22 protein-coding genes (1 of these 22 running past the window's edge) are annotated in these 23,637 nt (G+C 59.9%); 5 read left to right on the top strand and 17 right to left on the bottom strand.

What is annotated here, in order from left to right; all coding sequences use genetic code 11:
- Positions 1 to 870, top strand: partial view of a M23 family metallopeptidase gene (locus LVY75_30495; GenBank protein ID XAZ23086.1) — the final stretch only. 1,074 nt of this gene lie to the left of the window's left edge; 870 of the gene's 1,944 nt are visible here — the last part of the coding sequence; its start codon lies off the left edge, out of view; it ends in the stop codon at positions 868 to 870.
- A 67-nt stretch (positions 871 to 937) separates the two neighbouring features.
- Here LVY75_30495 and clpB read toward each other — a convergent pair whose 3' ends face one another.
- The 6 genes from clpB to LVY75_30525 all read right to left on the bottom strand — a co-directional run bounded on the left by clpB (position 938) and on the right by LVY75_30525 (position 10,631).
- Positions 938 to 3,541, bottom strand: a complete 2,604-nt coding sequence (gene clpB / locus LVY75_30500) for an ATP-dependent chaperone ClpB (GenBank protein ID XAZ23087.1) — start codon at positions 3,539 to 3,541, stop codon at positions 938 to 940.
- Positions 3,542 to 3,910: 369 nt separating this feature from the next.
- Positions 3,911 to 4,678 (bottom strand): DUF4167 domain-containing protein, encoded by a 768-nt coding sequence (locus LVY75_30505; GenBank protein XAZ23088.1) that lies wholly within the window; start codon positions 4,676 to 4,678, stop codon positions 3,911 to 3,913.
- A 346-nt stretch (positions 4,679 to 5,024) separates the two neighbouring features.
- Entirely contained in the window at positions 5,025 to 5,894 is an 870-nt protein-coding gene (gene prmC / locus LVY75_30510; GenBank protein ID XAZ23089.1) for a peptide chain release factor N(5)-glutamine methyltransferase, read from the bottom strand.
- The gene (gene prfA / locus LVY75_30515; protein ID XAZ23090.1) at positions 5,891 to 6,970 is read right to left on the bottom strand and encodes a peptide chain release factor 1; all 1,080 of its coding nucleotides are present in this window, start codon (positions 6,968 to 6,970) and stop codon (positions 5,891 to 5,893) included. The genes prmC and prfA overlap by 4 nt, the downstream gene beginning before the upstream one ends.
- Positions 6,971 to 6,998: 28 nt before the next feature.
- A complete protein-coding gene (ptsP, locus tag LVY75_30520) occupies positions 6,999 to 9,266 on the bottom strand; it encodes a phosphoenolpyruvate--protein phosphotransferase (protein ID XAZ23091.1) in 2,268 nt (755 codons plus the stop codon).
- Positions 9,267 to 9,356: 90 nt separating this feature from the next.
- Positions 9,357 to 10,631 carry an aspartate kinase gene (locus LVY75_30525; GenBank protein ID XAZ23092.1) on the bottom strand — a complete coding sequence of 425 codons (1,275 nt, stop codon included), beginning with the start codon at positions 10,629 to 10,631 and terminating at the stop codon, positions 9,357 to 9,359.
- Between the two features lie 403 nt (positions 10,632 to 11,034).
- On the opposite strand from LVY75_30525, the gene LVY75_30530 reads away from it, so the two are divergent.
- Positions 11,035 to 11,520 carry a BA14K family protein gene (locus LVY75_30530; GenBank protein ID XAZ23093.1) on the top strand — a complete coding sequence of 162 codons (486 nt, stop codon included), beginning with the start codon at positions 11,035 to 11,037 and terminating at the stop codon, positions 11,518 to 11,520.
- A gap of 167 nt (positions 11,521 to 11,687) precedes the next feature.
- Positions 11,688 to 12,434, top strand: a complete 747-nt coding sequence (ubiG, locus tag LVY75_30535; protein XAZ23094.1) for a bifunctional 2-polyprenyl-6-hydroxyphenol methylase/3-demethylubiquinol 3-O-methyltransferase UbiG — start codon at positions 11,688 to 11,690, stop codon at positions 12,432 to 12,434.
- Positions 12,435 to 12,444: 10 nt separating this feature from the next.
- Here ubiG and LVY75_30540 read toward each other — a convergent pair whose 3' ends face one another.
- From LVY75_30540 to LVY75_30560, 5 genes are read right to left on the bottom strand one after another with little or no spacing between them, the layout of a single operon-like run.
- The gene (locus LVY75_30540; GenBank protein ID XAZ23095.1) at positions 12,445 to 13,023 is read right to left on the bottom strand and encodes a DUF3291 domain-containing protein; all 579 of its coding nucleotides are present in this window, start codon (positions 13,021 to 13,023) and stop codon (positions 12,445 to 12,447) included.
- Position 13,024: 1 nt separating this feature from the next.
- Positions 13,025 to 13,453, bottom strand: coding sequence for a DUF1178 family protein (locus LVY75_30545; GenBank protein ID XAZ23096.1), 429 nt, complete (start codon positions 13,451 to 13,453; stop codon positions 13,025 to 13,027).
- A complete protein-coding gene (locus LVY75_30550) occupies positions 13,450 to 14,307 on the bottom strand; it encodes a carbon-nitrogen hydrolase family protein (protein ID XAZ23097.1) in 858 nt (285 codons plus the stop codon). Before LVY75_30550 ends, LVY75_30545 begins: the two co-directional genes overlap by 4 nt.
- Before the next feature lie 9 nt (positions 14,308 to 14,316).
- Positions 14,317 to 14,574, bottom strand: a complete 258-nt coding sequence (gene grxC, locus LVY75_30555) for a glutaredoxin 3 (protein ID XAZ23098.1) — start codon at positions 14,572 to 14,574, stop codon at positions 14,317 to 14,319.
- A gap of 32 nt (positions 14,575 to 14,606) precedes the next feature.
- On the bottom strand, positions 14,607 to 15,383 hold the full coding sequence (locus LVY75_30560; GenBank protein ID XAZ23099.1) for a ComF family protein: 777 nt from the start codon (positions 15,381 to 15,383) through the stop codon (positions 14,607 to 14,609).
- A 178-nt stretch (positions 15,384 to 15,561) separates the two neighbouring features.
- On the opposite strand from LVY75_30560, the gene LVY75_30565 reads away from it, so the two are divergent.
- On the top strand, positions 15,562 to 16,446 hold the full coding sequence (locus tag LVY75_30565; protein ID XAZ23100.1) for a class I SAM-dependent methyltransferase: 885 nt from the start codon (positions 15,562 to 15,564) through the stop codon (positions 16,444 to 16,446).
- A gap of 15 nt (positions 16,447 to 16,461) precedes the next feature.
- On the opposite strand, the gene LVY75_30570 is transcribed toward LVY75_30565, so the two are convergent.
- The 6 genes from LVY75_30570 to LVY75_30595 form a co-directional block, all read right to left on the bottom strand.
- Entirely contained in the window at positions 16,462 to 16,629 is a 168-nt protein-coding gene (locus tag LVY75_30570; protein XAZ23101.1) for a Flp family type IVb pilin, read from the bottom strand.
- Positions 16,630 to 16,698: 69 nt separating this feature from the next.
- Entirely contained in the window at positions 16,699 to 17,037 is a 339-nt protein-coding gene (locus LVY75_30575; GenBank protein ID XAZ23102.1) for a hypothetical protein, read from the bottom strand.
- 126 nt (positions 17,038 to 17,163) lie between these two features.
- Positions 17,164 to 17,577, bottom strand: a complete 414-nt coding sequence (gene mutT / locus LVY75_30580) for an 8-oxo-dGTP diphosphatase MutT (GenBank protein XAZ23103.1) — start codon at positions 17,575 to 17,577, stop codon at positions 17,164 to 17,166.
- A complete protein-coding gene (locus tag LVY75_30585) occupies positions 17,574 to 18,380 on the bottom strand; it encodes a GNAT family N-acetyltransferase (protein XAZ23104.1) in 807 nt (268 codons plus the stop codon). The genes mutT and LVY75_30585 overlap by 4 nt, the downstream gene beginning before the upstream one ends.
- Entirely contained in the window at positions 18,361 to 19,602 is a 1,242-nt protein-coding gene (gene argJ, locus LVY75_30590; protein XAZ23105.1) for a bifunctional glutamate N-acetyltransferase/amino-acid acetyltransferase ArgJ, read from the bottom strand. Before argJ ends, LVY75_30585 begins: the two co-directional genes overlap by 20 nt.
- Before the next feature lie 112 nt (positions 19,603 to 19,714).
- Entirely contained in the window at positions 19,715 to 20,599 is an 885-nt protein-coding gene (locus LVY75_30595; protein XAZ23106.1) for a peptidylprolyl isomerase, read from the bottom strand.
- A 248-nt stretch (positions 20,600 to 20,847) separates the two neighbouring features.
- Here LVY75_30595 and secA point away from each other — a divergent pair, with 248 nt between their 5' ends.
- On the top strand, positions 20,848 to 23,565 hold the full coding sequence (gene secA / locus LVY75_30600; GenBank protein ID XAZ23107.1) for a preprotein translocase subunit SecA: 2,718 nt from the start codon (positions 20,848 to 20,850) through the stop codon (positions 23,563 to 23,565).
- Positions 23,566 to 23,637 lie beyond the last annotated feature (72 nt).

Consider the following 23,637-nt stretch of genomic DNA (forward strand, 5'->3'; position numbering starts at 1 on the left):
CTGGATGCGATCGCCACCGCTTTCGAAGACAATTCCTTCGCTCCGCCCGCCGGCCAGAATCTGCCGCGCGTCTACGACGGCATTTACCGCGCAGCCCTTTCCTACGGCATGACCAAGGATATGACAGCGCTGATCATCAAGCTGCTTGCCGCCAACGTAGATTTCCAGGCGCAGTTGAAGCCGACGGACTACCTCGAAGCCTTCTTCTCGGTGGCTGACAGCAACGGCCAGGCGACCGAGGATTCCGACCTTCTCTATGTCAACGCCCGTTTTGGCGATACGTTGACGCGCTTCTACCGCTTTCAGGACCCGGAAGACGGCACGATCGACTACTTCGATCAGGAGGGTAAGAGCATCCGGCAGTTCCTGCTGCGCAACCCTGTCCCGAACGGCATTTTCAAATCCGGCTTCGGCATGCGCCGCCATCCGATCCTCGGCTTCGCGCGCATGCATACGGGTGTAGACTGGGCAGCGCCGCGCGGAACGGCAATCATCGCAGCCGGTAATGGTACGGTCGAAAAGGCCGGCTGGGATTCCGGCGGCTATGGCAACCAGACGATCGTCCGCCATGCCAATGGCTATGAATCCTCCTATAACCACCAGAGCGCCATCGCCAAGGGCATCGTGCCGGGAGCAAAGGTGCGACAGGGTCAGGTCATCGGCTGGGTGGGCACGACGGGTGAGTCCACTGGCCCGCATCTGCATTACGAACTGATCGTCAATGGCACCAAGGTCGACCCACTGCGCATCCGCCTGCCGGGCGGCAAGTCGCTCCAGGGCGATGCACTCGCCAAGTTCGAGGACGAGCGCAAACGCATCGACACGCTGCTGAACAACCAGCCCGCCTCGGACCAGGTCGCCAGCAAGTAATCCTCCGTCTGCAGAAACAAAAACGGCGGCCCGAAGGCCGCCATTTTCAATTCTCGCCAACGCGGCCTTACGCCGCTTCGCCCACCGACTGTTTCGACCGGAACAACAAGCGATCCGATCCACTGGTGATCTTCACCGTCGATCCGTCCGGCACCTGGCCCGAGAGGATCTGCTCGGCAAGCGGATCCTGGACGAATTTCTGGATCACCCGCTTCAGCGGACGCGCGCCGTAGACAGGATCGTATCCCTTGTTCGCCAGCCAGTTGCGGGCGTCCCCATCGAGGTCGAGCACGATCTTGCGCTCGGACAACAGCGAAATCAGCCGCTTCAGCTGAATATCGACGATCGCGCCCATTTCCTCACGCTTCAGGCGATGGAAGAGGATGATCTCGTCGATACGGTTCAGGAATTCCGGCCGGAAGTGACCGCGAACTACGTCCATCACCTGCTCGCGAACAGTCTCGCTGTCCTCACCCTCACGCAACTGCGTCAGGTATTCGGCACCGAGATTCGAGGTCATGATGATCATCGTGTTGCGGAAGTCGACCGTCCGGCCCTGACCGTCGGTCAAGCGACCATCATCCAGGACCTGCAGCAGGATGTTGAAGACATCGGGATGCGCCTTCTCGATCTCGTCGAACAGCACGACCTGATAGGGCCGGCGGCGGACGGCTTCCGTCAGCGCACCGCCTTCGTCATAGCCGACATAACCGGGAGGCGCACCGATCAGCCGGGCAACGGAGTGCTTCTCCATATACTCGGACATATCCATGCGTACCATTGCCGTCTCGTCGTCGAAAAGGAAGCGGGCAAGCGCCTTGGTGAGTTCCGTCTTGCCGACACCGGTCGGGCCGAGGAAGATGAACGAGCCGATCGGCCGGTTCGGATCCTGAAGGCCTGCGCGGGCACGGCGCACGGCACGGGATACAGCCTGAACCGCATCGCCTTGACCGATCACCGATTTCGCCAGATCGTCTTCCATCCTGAGCAGCTTGTCGCGTTCGCCTTCCAGCATCTTGTCGACCGGAATGCCGGTCCACCGGGAGACGACGTGGGCGATATTGTCGGGGGTCACGACCTCCTGGACCATCGCGTTGCGGCTGTTGTCTTCCTTGCTTTCGGCATCGGCAAGCTGCTTTTCGAGACCCGGGATCACACCATAGGCAAGCTCGCCAGCGCGCTGGAATTCACCCTTGCGCTGGGCGATCGCCAATTCGTTGCGGGCATCGTCGAGCTGCTTCTTCAGGTCAGCGGCAAGACCGAGCTTCTGCTTTTCCGCCTGCCAGCGGGCTGTCAGCGCATCCGCTTCTTCCTCGAGCGAGGTCAGTTCACCTTCCAGCCGCTTCAGCCGGTCGGCGGAAGCCACATCGGTTTCCTTCTTCAGCGCCTCGCGTTCGATCTTCAGCTGGATGATGCGGCGGTCGAGCTCATCGAGCTCTTCCGGCTTGGAATCCACCTGCATGCGCAGACGCGCAGCCGCCTCATCCATCAGGTCGATCGCCTTGTCCGGCAGGAAACGGTCGGTGATATAGCGGTTGGAAAGGGTCGCCGCAGCAACCAGCGCCGCATCGGCGATGCGCACCTTGTGATGCTGCTCGTACTTTTCCTTCAGGCCGCGCAGGATCGAAATCGTATCCTCGACCGTCGGCTCTTCGACCATGACCGGCTGGAAGCGGCGGGCGAGAGCCGGGTCCTTCTCGACATGCTTGCGATATTCGTCGAGCGTCGTCGCACCGACGCAATGCAGTTCGCCGCGGGCAAGAGCCGGCTTCAGCAGGTTCGAGGCATCCATCGCGCCGTCAGCCTTGCCGGCGCCAACAAGCGTGTGCATTTCATCGATGAAGAGGATGATCTCGCCATTTTCAGACTGGACCTCGTTCAGCACCGCCTTAAGGCGTTCCTCGAACTCGCCGCGGAACTTCGCGCCGGCAATCAGGGCGCCCATGTCGAGCGCCATCAGCTTCTTGTCCTTCAGGCTCTCAGGCACGTCGCCATTGACGATACGCAGCGCAAGCCCTTCGACGATCGCGGTCTTGCCGACGCCCGGCTCGCCGATCAGAACGGGATTGTTCTTGGTACGGCGCGAGAGAACCTGGATCGTGCGGCGAATTTCATCGTCGCGGCCGATAACCGGGTCGAGCTTGCCTTCGCGGGCATCACTTGTCAGGTCGCGTGCATATTTCTTCAGGCTGTCGAAACCCTGCTCGGCGCTCGCTGTATCGGCGGTGCGGCCCTTGCGGATTTCATTGATGACCTGATTGAGCGCCTGCGCGGTCACACCGGCGTTCTTCAGCGACTGATAGGTCGAGGCAGAGGTTTCGATCGCCAGTGCCTGCAGCAGACGTTCGACCGTCACGAAGCTATCGCCGGCCTTTTTTGCAGCTTCTTCGGCAGTGGAGAAGACCTTGGCAAGCGGCTGGGCAAGATAGATGTTACCATTGCCGCCGGAAATCTTCGGCAGCTTGGCAAGCGCGGCATCATTGGCGAGCCGCGCGGCTTTTACATCACCGCCGGCGCGCTCGATCAGCGAAGCGGCCATGCCCTGATCGTCATCGAGCAGGACTTTGAGCACATGTTCCGCAGTGAATTGCTGGTGCCCCTGCGCAAGCGCATAGGTCTGGGCGGACTGAACGAAACCGCGCACCCGCTCGGAGTATTTCTCGATATTCATATGTTACCTCCATGAATCGCCCTGCCCTTCATAAGGCACAGACCGATGATTGAGATTGAGCTCCCTCAAAAGGCAAGCCCTTGTTTGTCGCCATTGAGATTTGCGGCAAACTAAACTGAGGTGGATATGGTGGGGAATCCGGAGAGTTTAAAGGGGCGGGACACGGGAAAAACCACGCGTCATAGGCCGCTTCGCAAACCTCTCCAATTTTGCCGCCTGGTCAGATTCGCTTGATCTAAAAGTCGGATTCCAACCGCGATGGGCAAAGACAGGCGCGAGAATGATCCGGCGTGACACGCGGCCCGTGCCCCTAAAGAAGAAGCCGCCTAGGGGGGCGGCTTCTCGGGTCCATGGATATTTGAAACGAGCTTACTCCGAAGCTGCCTCGGCCAGAGCAGGTGCCTCGCTGGAAGCGCCCTCTTCGCCTGCTGCTTCGCCTTCAGCGGCGCGGCGCGGACGGCGGGGGCGGGCGCCTGCGGCACGGCGACGGGGCTGGCGTTCAACAGGCTGCGCTGCGCCACCCTCTTCTTCCATGGCAACTTCCGCCGGAATACCCTCGATCTCCGGCTGCGGTCCGGTTCCGTCGATGGCCTCCGCCTGCTGCACCGGTGCGGCCGGCTGCTGTTCACGTGGCTGGCGCTGTTCACGCGGCTGACGCTCTTCACGCTGTTGCTGACGCTCTTCGCGTTGCGGCTGTCGCTCTTCTCGCTGCTGCTGGTGCGGCGGCTGAACGATGACGACATCGTCATTGTCACCCGTATCAAGATCGTCACCATCGCGGTCCGCATTGTCACGATCATTATAGTCGTTGCGGTCGTCGCGCTGGAAGCGCTCCTGCATCTGCGCCTGCGCGGCGGCAATGATGCGGTTGTAATGTTCGGCGTGCTGCAGGTAATTTTCGGCAATGACGCGGTCGCCGGAGCTCTGGGCGTCACGGGCGAGCTGCGCATATTTCTCAGCGATGTGCTGGGCAGTGCCGCGGATCTTCACATCGGGACCGGAACTGTCATAAGTCCTGGTCAGCGGATTGCCGCCCTTGCGGTTGAAATTGTTGTTATTGTTATTTCCGCCGCCGCCATTGTTATTATTGTTATTGCCACGCCCTCGACCGCGCTTGTTCTGCTGTCCTGGCCTCATCGATCGTTCACCTGAATTCTCTGTTTGTGATTGGATACATGGCACCAACCGCCAAGACCGGTCTATCCGGATCAGGGCCTTCGTGCCGCAAGCATAGTGCGCCTTCGCGCCGACCTGCCGCTTGTCTTCAAGTCAGTTTGACTGATTCACGCATTGGGTCGTGTTCAACCTTTGAAACTCTCGTTTAAAAGAGCAGACCCCCGAAGCTGAGCAAGTACCGAACGAATCTCGTTCATTCCTATGCGCCCAACGCGTGAGGGCAACCTATATTGCTTCCTCGGGAAATCCAAGCCTTTTTCTTCGCAATAGCAACAATGTCCAGTTCGATGCTGCAATTTGTCGCCAGTCATGCCGGCGAGAACACGAGCACTCTGTCATTCTGACCATAGTCTTTCACGGATTTGAGGCACTTGAAGCCTTCCGCTTCAAAGATCGCCGTCACATCGTTTCGCTGATCATAGCCTATTTCAAGTCCGACGATCCCATTTGGCCGTACGAACCTTCCGGCATCTTTTGCTATGGCTTTGTAGGCGTCAAGCCCATCCGAGCCGCCGTCCAGAGCTGCAGCTGGATCAAATTTCGTCACTTCGGGAGCGAGATCGTGAATAACATTGGAAGCAATATAGGGCGGATTTGAGACAAGCGCATGAAACGTCCCGTGGATGTTCTCGAACCAGTTCGACCGAATGGTCGTGAATCGATCCTGCAAACCGTTTCTTTCTGCGTTTGATCTTGCCGTCTCAAGTGCATCGGTCGAAATGTCGCTGCCGATGCCTGATGCTTCCGGGCATTCACTCAGGAGCGCAAGACAAATCGCTCCGGTCCCGGTTCCTAGATCAAGGATGTGGAGATTGCCCTCCGTCTTTGCAAGGTCGCGCAGATAAGGAATGATCGTATCGACGAGGATTTCCGTATCCGGTCGCGGTTCCAGCGTGCCGGCGGACAGCGAAAGCGGCAGGCCGTAGAACTCCCGCTCTCCGAGAATGCGATGCACCGGCTCGTGTTTCAACCGCCTTTCGATCGCCCGACCGATGGTTCCCGCCTGCTCTTCCGAAACCACGTCACGGCCTGCGGTCAGCATCTCGGTCGGCGAGAGCTTCAACAATCCCGAAATCAGCAGCCGCGCATCGGTCTGCGGATCAGCGATGCCGGCTTCCGTGAAACGGCGCCGGGCCTCCGCAAGCATTTCGGAAACCGTCGGCCCGGATGCGGTCATTGCTGTTCGCCAAGCTGCGCGAGCTGGCTCGCCTGATAATCAGCAAGCAGCGCATCCACCACTTCGTCGATCTCGCCGATCATCATCCGGTCGAGTTTATAAAGCGTCAGGTTGATTCGATGGTCAGTCACACGGCCCTGCGGGAAATTGTAGGTGCGGATGCGCTCGGAACGGTCCCCGGACCCGACCTGGCTTTTGCGGTCGGCAGACCGTTCGCTATCGGCCCTCTGCCGCTCGGCATCGTAAAGACGCGACCGAAGCACCTGCATGGCCTTGGCGCGGTTCTGGTGCTGCGATTTTTCCGAGCTGGTCACAACGATACCTGTCGGCAAGTGCGTGATACGCACCGCCGAGTCCGTCGTGTTGACGTGCTGGCCGCCCGCACCCGACGAGCGCATCGTATCGATGCGGATATCCTCCGGCCGGATTTCGATATCGATCTCCTCGGCCTCGGGCAGGACCGCAACCGTCGCCGCCGATGTGTGGATGCGCCCACCGGCTTCCGTCTCCGGCACACGCTGCACACGGTGCACGCCGGATTCGAACTTCAGCTTGGCAAAGACACCTTTGCCGGTGATTGTAGCGATGATTTCCTTAAAGCCGCCGGCTTCGCCCTCGCTTGACGACAGCACTTCCACCTTCCAGCCATGTGTCGACGCGTAGCGCTCGTACATGCGGAAAAGGTCACCGGCAAAAAGCGCAGCCTCGTTGCCGCCGGTGCCGGCGCGGATTTCCAGGATCGCGCTCTTTTCATCGGCCGCATCCTTCGGCAGCAGCAGGATCTGGATTTCGTTCTCCAGCGTCTCGATCCGCTCTTTCACGTCAGGCAGCTCGAGTTCGGCGAGCTCGCGCATGTCGCGATCGACGGACTTGTCCTCGAGCAGCAGCTCCAGATCGGCAAGTTCGCTGGCTGCTTTCTGATAGGCACGGATCTTTGTGACGACCGGCTGCAGCTCTGAATATTCGGACGCGAGCTTTACATAAACATCGGCCGAAGGGCCGGCCGACATGCGCGCTTCGATCTCGCCGAACCGGCGCTCAAGCTCGCGCATCTTTTCAATGGGAAGCTTCGCCACCCCTTGCTCCAATTCTTCTTATATATGTCTAAAGGGGAATATTGTGGCTCTCGGCGAAGCGGGCAAGCACTTCGCGCATCGGCACGGTCGCATTTCGGTCGTCGAGCGCCTCATTAACGGCCTTAGTAAGAGCCTCGGCATCGAGGCCCAGCAGCATCGCCTTGACCGGCCCGATCGAAGCCGGCGACATGGAGATGGAGCGGAAACCGACGCCCAGCAACGCCATAGCCGAAAGCGGCTTTCCTGCCAGCTCACCGCAGAGGGTCACCGGTGTCTTGTTGCGATCGGCACCGCGCACGATATCGCGCAGAATCCGCAGGAACGGCCGTTCCAGTGGATCGAAGCGCTCCGACACCCGCGCGTTGCCGCGATCGACCGCCATGGCGAACTGGAAGAGATCGTTGGAACCGACCGAGACGAAATCGACCGCATCCATCAGCTCGTCGAGCTGCCAGAGCAGCGCCGGCACTTCCAGCATCGCGCCGAACTGCAGCTTGCGCGGCAGGCCATGGCCGAAACGCGAAAGATGCTGCACTTCCTTCTGCAGAAGTTCGCGCACCTGCCTAAGCTCAGAAACCTCGGTCACCATCGGCACCATCAGCTTCAGCTCGGCGCCTGCCGCAGCCTTCAGCATGGCGCGCAGCTGGGTGCGCAACAGCCCCGGACGGTCAAGCGACAGGCGGATTGCCCGCCAGCCGAGCGCTGGATTCTCTTCCTCGTGGCCGCGGAAGTAAGGAACGACCTTATCGCCACCGATATCGAGCGTACGGAAAGTCACGACACGGCCCGCCGCCTGCTTCAGCACATTGCGGTAGAACATCTCCTGCTCTTCCGCTTTCGGCATGGTTGACGCGATCATGAATTGCAGTTCTGTCCGGAAGAGACCGATGCCTTCCGCACCCGATTCCGCCAACTGCGGCAGGTCGACCAGCAGGCCGGCATTCATCAGAAGCTGAATGCGCTGACCATCCCGGGTGACCGGCTCGACGGAACGCAATGCTCGGAACTGTTCCTGCCGGCGGGCGCGGAAGCGAACCTTTTCTTCATAAGAGCGCTGATGCTCCGGCATCGGTCGGATATGCACATGCCCTTCGTCACCATCGATAATGACGGCATCACCATTTTCGGCGAGAGCGACGACACCCGCCGCCTGGCCGATGACCGGAATGCCCATGGCGCGTGCAACGATCACCACATGGCTGGTCACCGCGCCTTCTTCCAGCACCAGACCGCGCACATTGGCCCGCGGGTAGTCGAGAAGCTCCGCCGCCCCCATGGCACGCGCCAGGATGATCGCGTCGGTCGGAAAGCCTTCCGCCGTCGTGCGACCTGTATAACCGGTCAATACGCGCAGCAGCCGGTTCGCCAGATCTTCGAAATCGTGCATCCGCTCGCGAAGATACGGATCGGTCAGGCGCATCATGCGCGCCTTGGTGTCGCTCTGGACCTTCTCGACCGCCGCTTCCGCCGTCAGGCCGTTGCGGATCGCTTCTTCCAGCTTGCGCACCCAGCCCTGGTCATGGGCGAACATGCGATAGGTTTCGAGCACCTCGCGGTGCTCACCTTCCATGGAGACATCGCGGCGCGACAGCATGTCGTCGATCGAGATCCTGAGCGAGCCCATGGCTTCCGCCAGCCGCCGGATTTCCTTCTCCGCATCTTCATTGAGGAGATTGGTAACAACGATGCGCGGCTCGTGCAGCACGACGTAACCGAGACCGATGCCGTCATTATAGGTATCGCCGTCGACTGTGACCGAACGGGTGAGATCGAGTTCGAGACCCGGCTTGGTGATCTTCTTGAGTTCGCCGGTCGCGATCATCTCGGCGAGAACCATCGCCGTTGTTTCGAGGGCCTCCAGTTCCTCGTCGCGATAATTGCGGCTCGCCTTGTTCTGCACGACGAGAACGCCGAGCGAGCGGCCGGTCCGCAGGATCGGCACACCGAGGAAGGAATGGTAGATCTCTTCACCCGTTTCCGGCAGGTAGCGGAAGGCCGGATGCGACTGTGCGTCGGAAAGATTGAGCGGCTGGGCCGATGCGGCGATCGTGCCGACGAGACCCTGCCCCATCTTCAGTTGCGAAAGGTGGACGGCTTCTTTTTTGAGACCCTCGGTCGCATAGAGCTCGAGAACGCCGTCGGCCCGCAGCACGTAGACGGAGCACACCTCTGCCACCATGTTGCTGGCGATCTGGCGCACGATCCGGTCGAGTCGCTCCTGCGGCTCCAGCGGCTCCGCCATCAATTCGCGCAGCCGCTTGAGCAATACGCGCGGACCGCCGGAAAGGTCTCTCATTGCGTCTCAAGCTCCCCGAAACAAACGCTTGGTGCGGACAGAAGAACCGGCCGCATCTTCAACCTGAAGGGGCAGGCCGCCCGCTGGGAATCAATTCTTATCCAGACCGTAGCAGGAATGCAAAGTTCTGACAGCGAGTTCTGCGTAAGGACCGTCGATCAGGATCGAAATCTTGATCTCCGAAGTTGTAATTGCCTTGATGTTGATGCCTTTTTCGGCAAGTGCCCGGAAGGCGGTCGCCGCAACACCCGCATGGCTGCGCATGCCGATGCCGATGACCGAGACCTTCACCAGCCCCGATTCGCTCTGTGCAACGTCGTAGCCGATCTTCGCCTTGTTGTCGGAGAGGACCTTGATGGCCTTCTCGACATCTCCCGAGGGAACGGTGAAGGTCATGTCCGTCTTCGAACCATCTTCAGAGATGTTCTGAACGATCATATCGACGTTGATGTGGCTTTCGGCAAGCGGACCGAAGATCGCGGCGGAAACGCCTGGCCGGTCGGCAAGACGGCGAAGCGAGATCTGAGCCTCATCCTTGGCATAGGCGATGCCGGTGACTACTTCCTGTTCCACGATTTCATCCTCGTCACAAATCAGCGTTCCGGGCGGGTTCAAGAGGTCACCCATGCCCGGAGCATCGGGATCCTCGAAAGACGAACGCACAAAGGTGCGTACCTTGTGCACCATGGCAAGCTCCACCGAGCGCACCTGGAGAACCTTGGCACCGAGAGACGCCATTTCCAGCATTTCTTCGAAGGCGATCTTCTTCAGGCGCCGGGCCTTGGGCTCGATGCGCGGATCGGTCGTGTAGACGCCGTCGACGTCGGTATAGATGTCGCAGCGGTCGGCCTTCACTGCGGCCGCGATCGCCACTGCCGACGTGTCCGATCCGCCGCGCCCGAGCGTCGAAATGCGGTTATCGGGGCCAAGCCCCTGGAAGCCGGCAACGACCGCGACCTGACCCTCGCCCATGCGCTTGATGATATCGGTGCCGTCGATCTCCATGATGCGCGCGGCGCCGTGCGCGTTGTCTGTGCGGATCGGAATCTGCCAGCCCTGCCAGGAACGGGCATTGATGCCCATGCTCTGCAGAGCGATCGCCAGAAGGCCTGACGTGACCTGTTCGCCTGAGGCGACCACGGCGTCATATTCGCGTGCGTCGTAGAAAGGCGAGTTGGCGCCGATCACCTTCGGCGTGCCTTGCACCCAGCCAACCAACTCATTGGTCTTGCCGGACATGGCGGAAACGACGACTGCCACTTCATGGCCGGCGTCGACTTCACGTTTCACATGGCGGGCAACGTTCTTGATGCGGTCCAGATCAGCGACGGAGGTTCCGCCGAATTTCATAACGATGCGTGCCATAAGCCTCTACCACGACCCGCGCGCGAGTGCCGGAAACGGGATTTGCTTCTCCGGTACGCCACGCGTTCACAAACCGCCGGGAGACGCATTGCCCTCCCGGGCATCAGAAACCCCCGGCTGCCAAATGGCCGAAGAGCCCGGAAATACTGGTTTCTGGAACGCTTCTAGCCTCGCCAACCAAGGACGAAAGTTGGCGCGTCTCTTAGCGAGTTTGGCAAGGGGTGGCAAGGGCGGGGAAAGGGTGAAGTGGAGACGGCAGGAGTTCGCCGGAAACGGTCCGCGCCGCCCCTGAAAAACATCCCTCTCACCATACCCGTCGAACCGGAACACGAAGGCGATTGAACTTAGTGGTCGGAAATGCGTTTAAACAGCAATAGATACGTCAAGAAAGCTGGTGAGCAGAATGAGAAGATTAGCGATAATTGCACTGTCGATAGCAACCGCATTCTCCGGAATGCCCGCTTGGGCGGGGCCGGCCTATACGGCAAACCCTGTCCAGTCGGCAGTGCAACCCCAAGCCGCCGGCGACCAGGCCGAGCTTCTTCAGGTGGGCTGCAACAACTTCACGAAATGCCCTCGTTATAATCAAGGTTGGGGCCGCAATTACCGCTATTCGGACCGTTATCGCTATGATCGCGGATGGGACAGGGACCGCCGCTATTATGGCGACCGCTACTACCGCGACCGGTATTATCGGCACCATGACAACACCGGCGCCATAATCGGGGGCTTGGCCGCCGGCGCAATCATCGGTGGCATTATAGCCTCGCAGCCGCGCGTGCAGACGGGCAATTCGCATGCCGATTACTGCTACAGCCGCTATCGCTCATACCGCGCGTATGACAATACGTACCAGCCCACATACGGCCCGCGCCGTCAGTGCCGCTGAATCTGCATGACCTTTGATACGAACCCCGCGAAGACGCGGGGTTTTTTAATGTCTTGAAGCTCGCTCGTTTTGTTAAGGTGTATACCAAGCTTCCGGTGCGGCTTGAGCGCCCTTGACTTATCGTACCGATCATCCGACTTCACTGACAGGACATGAAGGAGCGGCAGATGAACGAAGCGGCCAAAACAACAATCGACCAGAGCGAAGTCGATCGCTTTTCCGCCATGGCAGCCGAGTGGTGGAGCCCGACCGGCAAGTTCAAGCCGCTGCACAAGTTCAATCCTGTTCGCCTGGCCTATATCCGCGACAGGGCAGCGGAGAATTTCTCTCGCAATCCGAAGAGCGCCAAACCGCTTGAAGGCCTGCGCGTGCTCGATATCGGCTGTGGTGGCGGCCTTCTGTCGGAGCCGGTTGCCCGCATGGGGGCCGAAGTAGTCGGCGCGGACCCCTCCGAAAAAAACATCGGCATCGCTTCAACCCATGCCAAGGCATCGGGTGTTACGGTCGATTATCGCGCCGTCACCGCCGAGCAGCTCGCCGAGGCCGGTGAGGCCTTCGATATCGTGCTCAACATGGAAGTGGTGGAGCATGTGGCTGATGTCGAGCTTTTCATGAATACCTGCGCCGGCATGGTCCGGCCGGGCGGCCTGATGTTCGTCGCCACCATCAACCGCACCATGAAGGCGGCCGCGCTTGCCATTTTTGCCGCCGAAAATGTCCTGCGCTGGCTGCCGCGCGGCACGCATCAATATGAAAAGCTGGTGCGCCCCGAAGAGCTGGAAAAACCGCTCGTCGCAAACGGCCTCGAAATCATCGACCGCACAGGCGTCTTCTTCAATCCGCTGGCAAACCAGTGGAAACTGTCGAAGGACATGGATGTGAACTACATGCTGCTGGCAAAGCGGCCGGCTTGATCGCGACGGTCTAGACCTTCAAATTTTGGACGAAAGCGAGCAGATCCTTCTGCGTCTCGGCATTGCGCGCGGCAATCTCTTTGACGTGGTCGCGATCGATCACAATTTCCGCCCCGTCAGGCCCATAGGGCTGTTTGAAGTTGAAGGCCTTCGGGCTTGCGCCGTGGTCGGCAAGATATTCGAGACGCTCCACACCTTCCTGCCAGTCCGGCCGATGATAGGATGAAACCCACCAGAGGACGAGCGGCGGCCAAGTCTGCTTCACATTCCAGTTGCGGGCATGTTTCAGGGCGTCCGCATGAACACCATTATAGGTGAAAGCCATCAGAGACTCGATATCAGACCATAATGACAGGGAAGATGGCGCGGAAGTGAAGCCACTTCCCTCGATGTAACGCGGAAAAACCTGCGGCCCCCAGCTTCTGGGGCCGGGATATCCGGGATAGCCTGAGCGGCCAATGAAGCCGCACGCCCGGGCGGCAGCTTCGAAATTCGGAGGTTCACGAAGAACGAAGCCTTCGACGGCCCTGCTGTCAGAAGGTGCGACATGCAGGCCGAAATTATAGAAGGCCAGCCGCGCAGTCTCCATATCAGTTCACGTCTTCAGGCAGGATCGGCAGGGCAGCAATCTCGATACCCTCTTCCACCAGCGACTGCGCTTCATCGGGTGTCGCCTGGCCGATAATGCCGCGAGCATCCGCCTCGCCGTAATGGATCTTGCGGGCCTCTTCGGGAAAACGCGTCCCGACATCCTCCGAATTCGCCTTGACCGCTGCAACCGCTTCCTTGAGCTTCAGAAAGGCTTCGCGGCGAGCCACGTCCATGGCAACGGACTGTATCTCGTCCTTCTTGCGTGCAGTCGAGACCGACGGAGCCATCAGCGATTTCGAGATGGAGGCGGAATTGCAGACGGGACAGGTCAGAAACCCGCTTGCGACCTGCCGGTCGAAATCGGCGCTTTCTGAAAACCAGCCTTCGAACTCATGGGCATTCTCACAAATGAGGGAATAGCGGATCAAGCTGCGACGCCTCCCGAAATTCCCCCCGCAATCCTCTCGATGGAAAACTCCCGTCCGTTCTTAAGGTTTGGAATCTTGTCATGCGCGGCCTTCACAGCCGCCGGATCGATCTCTGCCAAAATGACGGCCTCGCCAGTCGGGCCTGCCGTCGCGAGCACCTTGCCCCAGGGGTCGATGATCATGGAATGACCGAATGTCTCCCGACCGTCCTCGTGCAGGCCAGCCTGCGCTGCCGCGATGACGAAGACGCCGTTTTCGATGGCACGCGCCCGCAGCAGGATCTCCCAATGCGCCTCTCCGGTCTGCTTCGTAAAAGCGGCCGGAACGGTCATCACTTCGGCACCGGCAACCGCCTGCGCACGGAAAAGCTGCGGGAAACGCACGTCGTAGCAGATAGTGAAACCCATCTCGGCGAAAGGCAAAGACACAACGCGCGCTTCGGACCCCGGCCGGTAGGCTGCGCTTTCGCGCCAGCTCTCGCCGTTGTCGAGATCGACGTCGAACATATGGATCTTGTCGTACCGGTTAAGGATCTTGCCGTCAGGTCCGAAGAGGAAACCGCGATTGGCCATCTTGCCGTCATCGAGCGCAATCGCCGTCGAGCCGACATGCATATAGATGCCGAGCTCAGCCGCAAGCGCCGAGCCGGTCTTGACGATGATGTCGTTGCTCTCGTCGCGCAGCACTTCTTTTGCCGCAGCCCGGTTACGCTGCAGCATGCCGGTCATTTCCGGCGTCTGCACATAGGTCGCGCCCTGCCCGGCAGCTGCTCGGACGAGGCGCGCCATCGAAACGGCATTCCGTTCCGGATCGACACCGGAACACATCTGAATGGCGGCAGCCGTGAAACTCATCGCTCTTCCTCAGGCTGCCAGCAGCGGATCGAGCTTGCCTGCCCGATCGAGCGCGTAGAGATCATCGCAACCGCCGACATGCATGCTGCCGACGAAAATCTGCGGAAAGGTCGTGCGGCCGTTCGACTTGCCAAGCATTTCCTGGCGAAGCTCGGGCGAGAAGGTCGCGTCATGTTCGACATAGTCGACGCCCTTCTCTTCAAGAAGAGATTTGGCGCGTGCACAATAGCCACAGAATTGGCGCGTATAGATGGTAACGGGTACCATGAAGCTCTCCAGACAGTGCTGTTTTCTTTCTGTCATATAGTTTCTGCGATAGCCCTTGCAAAGGTCAAAACCGTTATATCGGAGGCCCCCGCCTTGCGCAGCGCGCGCGTTGCCGCACCAACTGTCGCTCCTGTCGTAAAGACGTCGTCGACAAGCACGATGCGTTTTCCGAAGACATCGCTTTCCCTGCCCGCGGCAACTGCAAAAGCGCCACGGACATTGTCTTCGCGCGCCCGCAAGCCAAGACCGACCTGCTGGCTGGTCCGCTTCACACGCAGGAGGGTTGCCGGCAATAGCGGCTTTCCGGCAAGCCCCGCCAAATGTCGGGCAAGCTCTGCGGCCTGGTTGAATTTGCGCGAGACCATGCGGCTGCGATGAAGGGGAACCGGAATGACGGCGTCGCAGCGTTCGACCATGCCGTCCGAGGCGCGCAGCATCCAGGCGGCCATCATCGGTGCGAGATCCGTACGATCGCGGTATTTCAGACCATGGACCAAGGTTCGAACGGCGTGATCGAGGGTGGCTGCTGAACGCAGTCGATCGAAGGGAGGTGGATTGGCGATCGCTTCGGCACTCAGGATGCCGGCGCCGAGATCATGAGAAAAGGGAAGGCCGAGAACCTCGCAATAAGGGCGCTCGATGAAGCGGACCTCGGACCAGCATTTGGCACAGAGCCCGCGGTGACCGCCTGTCGAAACACCACAAGCCGCGCAGGCCGGCGGATAGACAAGATCGGCAAGCGTCGAAAACGGCCGCAGAAACTGCGCCCATATCCGCACCGCCTCACTTTTCATCTCGATCGTCCCCATATGAGGCAGACTAGAGCATGTCGCACAAAAGTGTGTAGCGGTTTTGCGAGAGTGACATGCATAAAACGAAGACCCAAAGCGTGGCAGGCTGAGCTCAAGGGCCGCGAGACGCACTGGCGCGTCGCGCCAAAGGAAAATCGCCTTGCCGCCTGCCGGACGGGGGAATATGGACATCGCCATGGATATCATCTTCGACAAGGCGCAGATCGCCGCAAACCGTCGGCGCGCGCTCGCAAACAACGACCCGAAAGCAGGCTTCCTGCTCGATATCGCCGCCGAGGAACTGGCAGACCGCCTCGCCGTCGTGGAGCGCAGCTTCGAACATGCAGTAGAACTGCACGGCACGACGGGTGCGGCCGCCCATGCGGCGATCGCGACCGGCAAGGTCGGCAGCCTCACCCGCGTGGAAAGCGACATTCGCTATGTCGCGCCCGGTGAATCTTTTCTCGAAGCACCGCTCGAAGACGTGCCGCTCGCGCCCCAATCAGCCAATCTGGTGATTGCACCACTCAACCTGCACCTGACCAACGATACACCCGGTGTCTTCATCCAGATTCGCCGCGCGTTGAAACCGGACGGCTTGTTCCTGGCCGCCATTCCTGGCGCCGGCACGCTGCAGGAACTGCGCGAGGTGCTGCTCGCAACCGAAATCGAGATGACCGGTGGGGCAAGCCCGCGCGTCATCCCCTTCGCCGATGTGCGCGATGTCGGCGGTTTGCTGCAGCGAGCAGGCTTTGCGCTGCCCGTCATCGATGCGGAGAATTACACTGTCCGCTATGATTCACTGTTTCCGCTGATGCGTGACCTGAAAGCGATGGGCATGACGAATCCGCTGTCTGCTCGCAGCCGCAAGCCGTTGACGCGTGCCTTCTTCCTTCGCGCAGCGGAAATCTATACCGAGCGCTATTCAGACTCGGACGGCCGTATCCGCGCAACATTTTCAGTAATCTATGTGTCTGGATGGGCACCGCATGAAAGCCAGCAGCAGCCCCTGAAACCGGGATCGGCCAAGGCAAGGCTGGCTGACGCATTGAAGGTGGAAGAGCAGAAACTGAAGCAGTGAGGCCTGACGGATAGCTCAGTTGATCGTCAAGTTATTCTCGACGGTATTGAACACGCCGCGCAGGCCATCGGTGAAAACACCCAGGCCTCCAATAAGGGCAACCGCCATCAGCGCTGCGATCAATCCATATTCGATCGCCGTCGCACCGCTTCTGTCCGTCAGAAATTTCTTCAGCAAATCCATCAACCCAACCCTTTTGCGCGCAAGACAGCAACGACATTCGCAAGCCCCGGCGACGGAAGCCTGATTTCCTCAGCAGCCGGCGCCCACGCCGTAGCCCTGGACGACACAGACAGAGCCAGGCGTATCCTGGAGCACGCTGCGGCGGATTGTATAGCGCTTGCCGTTCTCGCTCTTGGCGCCATTGTCCACCTTCGGAATGGAACCGGTGGTGATCGCGTCGAAGTCAGCCGGCGCGCTGGCAAGCACGCTCTTCTTGGAAGAATCCGCCAGCATAGGCGTCAGGATAAGGGTCAGCGCCACGACGGCCGTACCGAACAGAAGGGCAATATTGAGCGCCCCCGTCCTGCGTGAAGCAGACGAAGAAGCGCGTTCCTTTTCGCGCACAGCTTTCCAGAAATCGTCGTCCATGACGTCAAGCCCTTAAATACACACACGCCAGTTGCTTGAGTGAGGCCGATCATTGCCAGAAGGTGCTAAATGATCGATTAATATCCACAGGCGAAATCGACGTTTCGTCCCAATAATCAACAAAAGCTAAAGTAAATCCTGCAACACCGGAATGAGCGGTTCATCGGCCGGCGGCATCGGATAATCGCGCAGTGCCTGCGGGCGCACCCATTTGATTGCCTGGCCCTCACGGCCATGCGGAATGCCCTCGTAGCGGCGGCAGACGTAGAGCGGCATGAGCAGATGGAACGTATCGTAGCTGTGGCTTGCGAAGGTCAGCGGCGCAAGACATGGTACCTTCGTCGAGATACCGAGCTCTTCGTTCAGTTCGCGCACCAGCGTTTCCTCGGGTGTCTCGCCGGGTTCGACCTTGCCGCCTGGAAATTCCCACAGGCCGGCAAGCGACTTGCCCTCCGGCCGCTGCGCCAGAAGGATCCGCCCATCTGCATCGATCAGCGCACAGGCTGCGACCAGGAGCAATTTCCTTCCGGCTTCGCTCATTCGCAACGCTCCCGCCAATAGCAATAGTGATAGGCATCATGGAAGCCGAGACGCTCATAGAGCGCGATTGCCGGCGCATTGGAGAGTTTCACCTGCAGCCAGGCTGTACGAGCGCTGCGCATCCGCGCCCAGCGCAAAGCCGACGTCAGGATCTCGATACCAAGCCCCTTGCGGCGATGGCTATCGGCGACCGACAGCGACATAATGCCGGCAAGATCATTGTCCTGCACGCAGAGGACCGTTGCCAGCGAGCCTTGGATTGTATCCTCGATCATGAAGAGACCGGACGGCGGCTTGATTGCAGAAATGATCTCGGCAAGCGCCGGCTTCATCGAAGGTGATGCTTGGTCGACGGCGAGATTGGCATCGACGAACCGGCCAACATCATGTGTTGGAAGGTGATCGAGCGTATCGGGCAGATCAGCCTGCGAGAGATCGCAGACCATGACAGCCGTCTCATCGAAACGTTTCCAACCCTGTTCCTTGATCATGTCGATCAGAACAGGCGATGCAAGCGGTGTCTCGCGCAGCACGGCGGAGCGGCCATAGGCCTCGAATTTACGGCTAGCCTTCTCCAGCCTGATCTCGACGTCCCGATGGTCGGACGGATCGAGCGGCACGATGGAGTTCAGGCGGTTGGAGGGATGGCCGGCGGTTAGGCGAACCTGCCAGCTTCCGTCATATTGCACGGAAGCGGCCGGCCAGGCGCGAAAGCCCACGGCCTCCAGCCGCCGGACCAGCGGCAGGTTCTGCTTCTGAAGGGATGCCTGCATCAACGAACGATCAGCTCCGGTAGTCGCCATTGATCGCAACATATTCCTTGGTGAGGTCGCAGGTCCAGACCGTGGCCTTGCCGGAGCCGAGGCCAATGTCGACCTTCACAGGAATATCCTGCTTCTTCATGACAGCCGAGGCAGCATCCTCGGAATAGCTGGGGTCACGTTCACCATTGACGGCAACACGCACATCACCGAACCAGATGGCGAGCCGGTCACGATCGGCCATTTCGCCGGCCTTGCCGACAGCCATGACGATCCGGCCCCAATTGGCATCTTCGCCGGCAGCAGCAGTCTTGACCAGCGGCGAATTGGCGATGGAAAGGGCGATCGTCTTGGCGGCGGCATCGCTCTCGGCGCCGGTGACGGTGATCTCGAGCATCTTCGTCGCCCCCTCGCCGTCGCGGGCAACCTGGATTGCCAGGTCCTTGAGAAGGTCGTTGAGCGCCGAACGGAATGCGCCGAGCTGCGGATCGTCCGCGCTTGTGATCCGAGCCTGTCCGTCAGCCGCTGCTGCACCTGTCGCAAACAGCATCAGCGTGTCCGAGGTCGAGGTGTCGCTATCAACCGTCATGGAATTGAAGCTCGGTTCGACGCCGGCAGACAAGAGCGACTGCAGGATGGGGGAATCGATCGCAGCATCTGTGACAACGAAGGAGAGCATGGTCGCCATGTCGGGCGCGATCATGCCGGCTCCCTTGGCGATACCGTTGATCGTCACCTTCACACCGCCAATTTCAGCCGTGCGGGTCGCGACCTTCGGATAGGTGTCGGTGGTCATGATCGCCTTGGCGGCATCGAACCAGAAATCGCCGGTCGCATCGGCGTGCATCTTGTCGAGCACACCGGCAAATTTGCTGGCGTCGAGCGGTTCGCCGATGACGCCGGTCGACGCGAGAAAGATTTCATTTTCGCGGCAGCCGACGGCGGCAGCGGCGGACTTTGCCGTCAGCTCGGTCGCGGCGCGGCCCTTCAGGCCGGTAAAGGCGTTGGCATTGCCGGAATTGACGACGACGGCGCGTGCCGTCCCGTGCGGCAGGTTGGTCCGGCAGAAATCAACCGGAGCGGAAGGGCACTTCGACTTGGTGAAAACGCCGGCAACGGCAGCCGGCGCATCAAAGACCATCATCAGCACATCCGTCCGGTTCTTGTACTTGATGCCGGCGGAAGCGGTCGCCATGCGCACGCCGCGAAGCGCGGGCAGCGAGGCAAAGGTTTTCGGGGCAAGTGGAGAAACGGTAGCGGACATAGAATGAGACCTGCCAATATGCATTTCCAGGCGAAGTGGAAACCGGTCCGCCATCCGGAAATGCGACGATGATAGTGAAGGGCCCGGAAGAACCGGGCCCAAATGCTGATGATTACTGCTGCGGCGCCGGTGCCGGCACGGGCTCGGCGCCCGGCTCTGGCTGCTTGTTCGCGTTTTCGTAACCCTTGCGAAGCGTTTCGTCCATGATCTCAACCTTGGCCTTGGCTTTCGCATCGTTCAGAAGCGCAAGATACTTGTCGCGCATGACGAGTTGACGAACCTGGTCCTGTACCTGTTCGAACGGCGGCGGCGGAGAGTCGCGCTTATCCTCGACCTTGATCACATGATAACCGAAGTCGGTCTTCACAGGTGTCTTGGAATAGGTGCCCTTTTCGAGAGAGAAAGCAGCATCCTCGAATTGCTTGACCATGCGGCCGCGGGTGAAGTAGCCGAGGTCGCCGCCGTCATCCTTGTTCGGATCGGTGGACTTTTCCTTGGCGAGCTCGGCAAAATCCTTGCCGGCGTCGAGCTGCTTGATGACGTCCTTGGCCTCGTCCTCGGTCTTGACGAGGATGTGGCGGGCGTGAACCTCTTCCTGCTTCGGCAGGGCGGCAACTTCCTTGTCGTAGCGCGCCTTGACGTCGGCATCGGTCACGGTATCGACGACATGTTTCTTGAAGTAGGCGTTGTGAAGCTCGCGGTCGGTCAGGTACTGCATGCGCTTCTTGAAGTCGTCGGTCTGGTCGAGCTTCTCGGCGGTCGCGTCGGAAGCCAGAAGCTTCACGTCGATGGCGGCCGAAAGTGCGGCGACCTTCTTCTGGTCATCGGGAAGCTGCGCGAGCTGTGGGTCGAGATTGGCGACAGCCAGATCGAGTTCCGACTGATGGATTTCCAGATTGCCGACCTTGGCGACGACAGCGTCATCGGCAAAGGCGGGAGCCTGAAACGCCACGAGGGCGGTAAACGCCAGCGCGGCAAGTTTTTTACTGCTCAACATCAAATAACCCTTCACAATTATAGCCGCCGGCTTCAGCTTTCGTGAATCCAGCCCGAAAACAGCCTTCAACACCGGAATGTGGCCTTTCTATATCAGCCAAATCCGTTGACATCATTTGCCCCCCCTCTTATCTGTCACGCAACCTCGCGTCCAGAACAGTTTCCGGGCGTTTTCAAGCGTGCGCCTGTTTTTCGGCTGGGTGGCGAATAAGAAACGTCGGGGAAGAATATTCAGAAAGGACCAGTCATATGGTCAGCTTTGGCGGTATTGCCCGCAAGTTATTTGGCTCAGCCAACGATCGCCGCGTGCGGTCCTTCCAGCCGAACGTCGCCGCAATCAACTCTATTGAAGAGAAGACCAAGGCGCTGACGGACGAGCAGCTTGCCGCAAAGACGGTGGAGTTCCGCGCGCTCCTCGCAGAAGGCAAGACACTGGACGATATCCTGATCCCGGCCTTCGCGGTCGTTCGCGAGGCCTCGCGCCGCGTTCTCGGCATGCGACCTTTTGACGTACAGCTCGTCGGCGGCATGATCCTGCATTCCAATGCCATCGCCGAAATGAAGACCGGCGAAGGTAAAACGCTGGTCGCGACCTTGCCGGTCTATCTGAACGCACTCGCCGGCAAGGGCGTGCATGTCGTCACCGTCAACGACTACCTCGCTCAGCGCGACGCCGCGACCATGGGCCGTCTCTACGGCTTCCTCGGCCTGACAACGGGGGTCATCGTCCACGGCCTTTCCGACGAGGAGCGCCGTGACGCCTACAATTGCGACATCACCTACGCGACCAACAATGAACTCGGCTTCGATTATCTGCGCGATAACATGAAGTACGAGACGAACCAGATGGTCCAGCGCGGCCATAACTTCGCGATCGTCGACGAAGTGGACTCGATCCTGGTCGATGAAGCGCGCACGCCGCTCATCATTTCCGGCCCGCTCGACGACCGCTCCGACCTTTACAACACCATCGACACTTACATTCCGCTACTGACGCCGGAAGACTATGAGATCGATGAAAAGCAACGTTCGGCAAACTTCTCCGAAGTCGGCACCGAGAAGCTGGAAAACCTGCTGAAGCAGGCCGGCCTCCTGAAGGGCGCCTCGCTCTACGACATCGAAAACGTCGCGATCGTTCACCACATCAACAATGCGCTGAAGGCTCACAAGCTCTTCCAGCGCGACAAGGACTACATCGTCCGCAACGGCGAGATCGTCATCATCGACGAATTCACCGGCCGCATGATGCCGGGCCGCCGCTATTCGGAAGGCCAGCATCAGGCGCTGGAAGCCAAGGAAAAGGTGCAGATCCAGCCGGAAAACCAGACACTGGCTTCGATCACCTTCCAAAACTACTTCCGCATGTATGCCAAGCTTGCCGGCATGACCGGCACGGCCCAGACGGAAGCGGAAGAATTCGGCAACATCTACAATCTCGACGTTCTCGAGGTGCCGACCAACCTGCCGATCAAGCGTATCGACGAAGACGACGAGGTCTACCGGACCGTCGAGGAGAAGTACAAGGCGATCATCACCGAGATCCTGGACGCCCACAAGCGCGGCCAGCCGGTGCTTGTCGGTACGACCTCGATCGAAAAGTCGGAATTCCTGGCCGAGCTGATGCGCAAGCAGGGCTTCACGAACTTCCAGGTCCTGAACGCCCGCTATCATGAACAGGAAGCCTATATCGTCGCCCAGGCCGGCGTGCCGGGTGCGGTGACGATCGCCACCAACATGGCCGGCCGCGGTACCGACATCCAGCTCGGCGGCAACCTCGACATGCGTCTCGAGCATGAGCTCGCCGAAATCGAACAGGGCGCCGAACGCGACGCGAAAGTCGAGGCGATCCGCGAAGAAATCAAGGCGCTCAAGGAAAAGGCGCTTGCCGCCGGCGGTCTCTACGTTATCGCCACCGAGCGCCATGAAAGCCGCCGCATCGACAATCAGCTGCGAGGCCGTTCCGGCCGTCAGGGCGACCCCGGCCGTTCCAAGTTCTATCTTTCGCTTCAGGACGACCTGATGCGCATCTTCGGCTCCGACCGCATGGACAGCATGCTGCAGAAGCTGGGCCTCAAGGATGGCGAGGCGATCGTCCATCCCTGGATCAACAAGGCGCTGGAACGCGCCCAAAAGAAGGTCGAAGCCCGTAACTTCGACATCCGCAAGAACCTTCTGAAGTACGATGACGTTCTGAACGACCAGCGCAAGGTCATCTTCGAACAGCGCGTCGAGATGATGGAAGCGCCGAACATTTCCGAGACTGTGTCCGATATGCGCCGCGAAGTCGTCGACGATCTCGTGACTACCCATATCCCCGAGCGCGCCTATGCCGAACAGTGGGATGCCGCAGGCCTGAAGACACAGGTCACCAACATCCTCAATCTCGATCTGCCGGTCGAGGACTGGGTGAAGGAGGAAGGGATCGGCGAGGACGATATCCGCGAACGCCTGACGGAAGCCACCAACGCCGCCTTCAACGAGAAGGTCGAGCGTTTTGGCCCCGACATCATGCATTATGTCGAGCGTCAGGTCGTCATGCAGACGCTTGATCATCTGTGGCGCGAGCACATCGTCAATCTCGATCACCTGCGTTCGGTCATCGGCTTCCGTGGCTACGCCCAGCGCGACCCGCTGCAGGAATACAAGTCTGAAGCCTTCGAGCTCTTCCAGTCGCTGCTCAACAATCTGCGCCAGGCTGTGACCGCGCAGTTGATGCGCGTCGAGCTGGTGCAGCAGGCTCCGCCGCAGCCGGAACCGCCGCTCATGCAGGCGCATCACCTCGACCCGACGACGGGCGAGGACGAGTTCGCCAGCACGACTTACCAGGCAGAGGAAGTCATCGTGGCGCCGGAAAATCGCAATCCTGACGATCCCCAGACCTGGGGTAAGGTGGGCCGTAACGAAGCCTGCCCCTGCGGCTCGGGCAAGAAATACAAGCACTGCCACGGTGCTTTCGAACAGGTTTGAGAATGGCGCCCTCGGGCGCCATTTTTCTTGGATAATTCCGCCCAATTATGGATCACCGCGACAGGCAAGACC

It is taken from the genome of Sinorhizobium sp. B11 (assembly GCA_039725955.1).
In the GTDB taxonomy this organism is placed as follows: domain Bacteria; phylum Pseudomonadota; class Alphaproteobacteria; order Rhizobiales; family Rhizobiaceae; genus Rhizobium.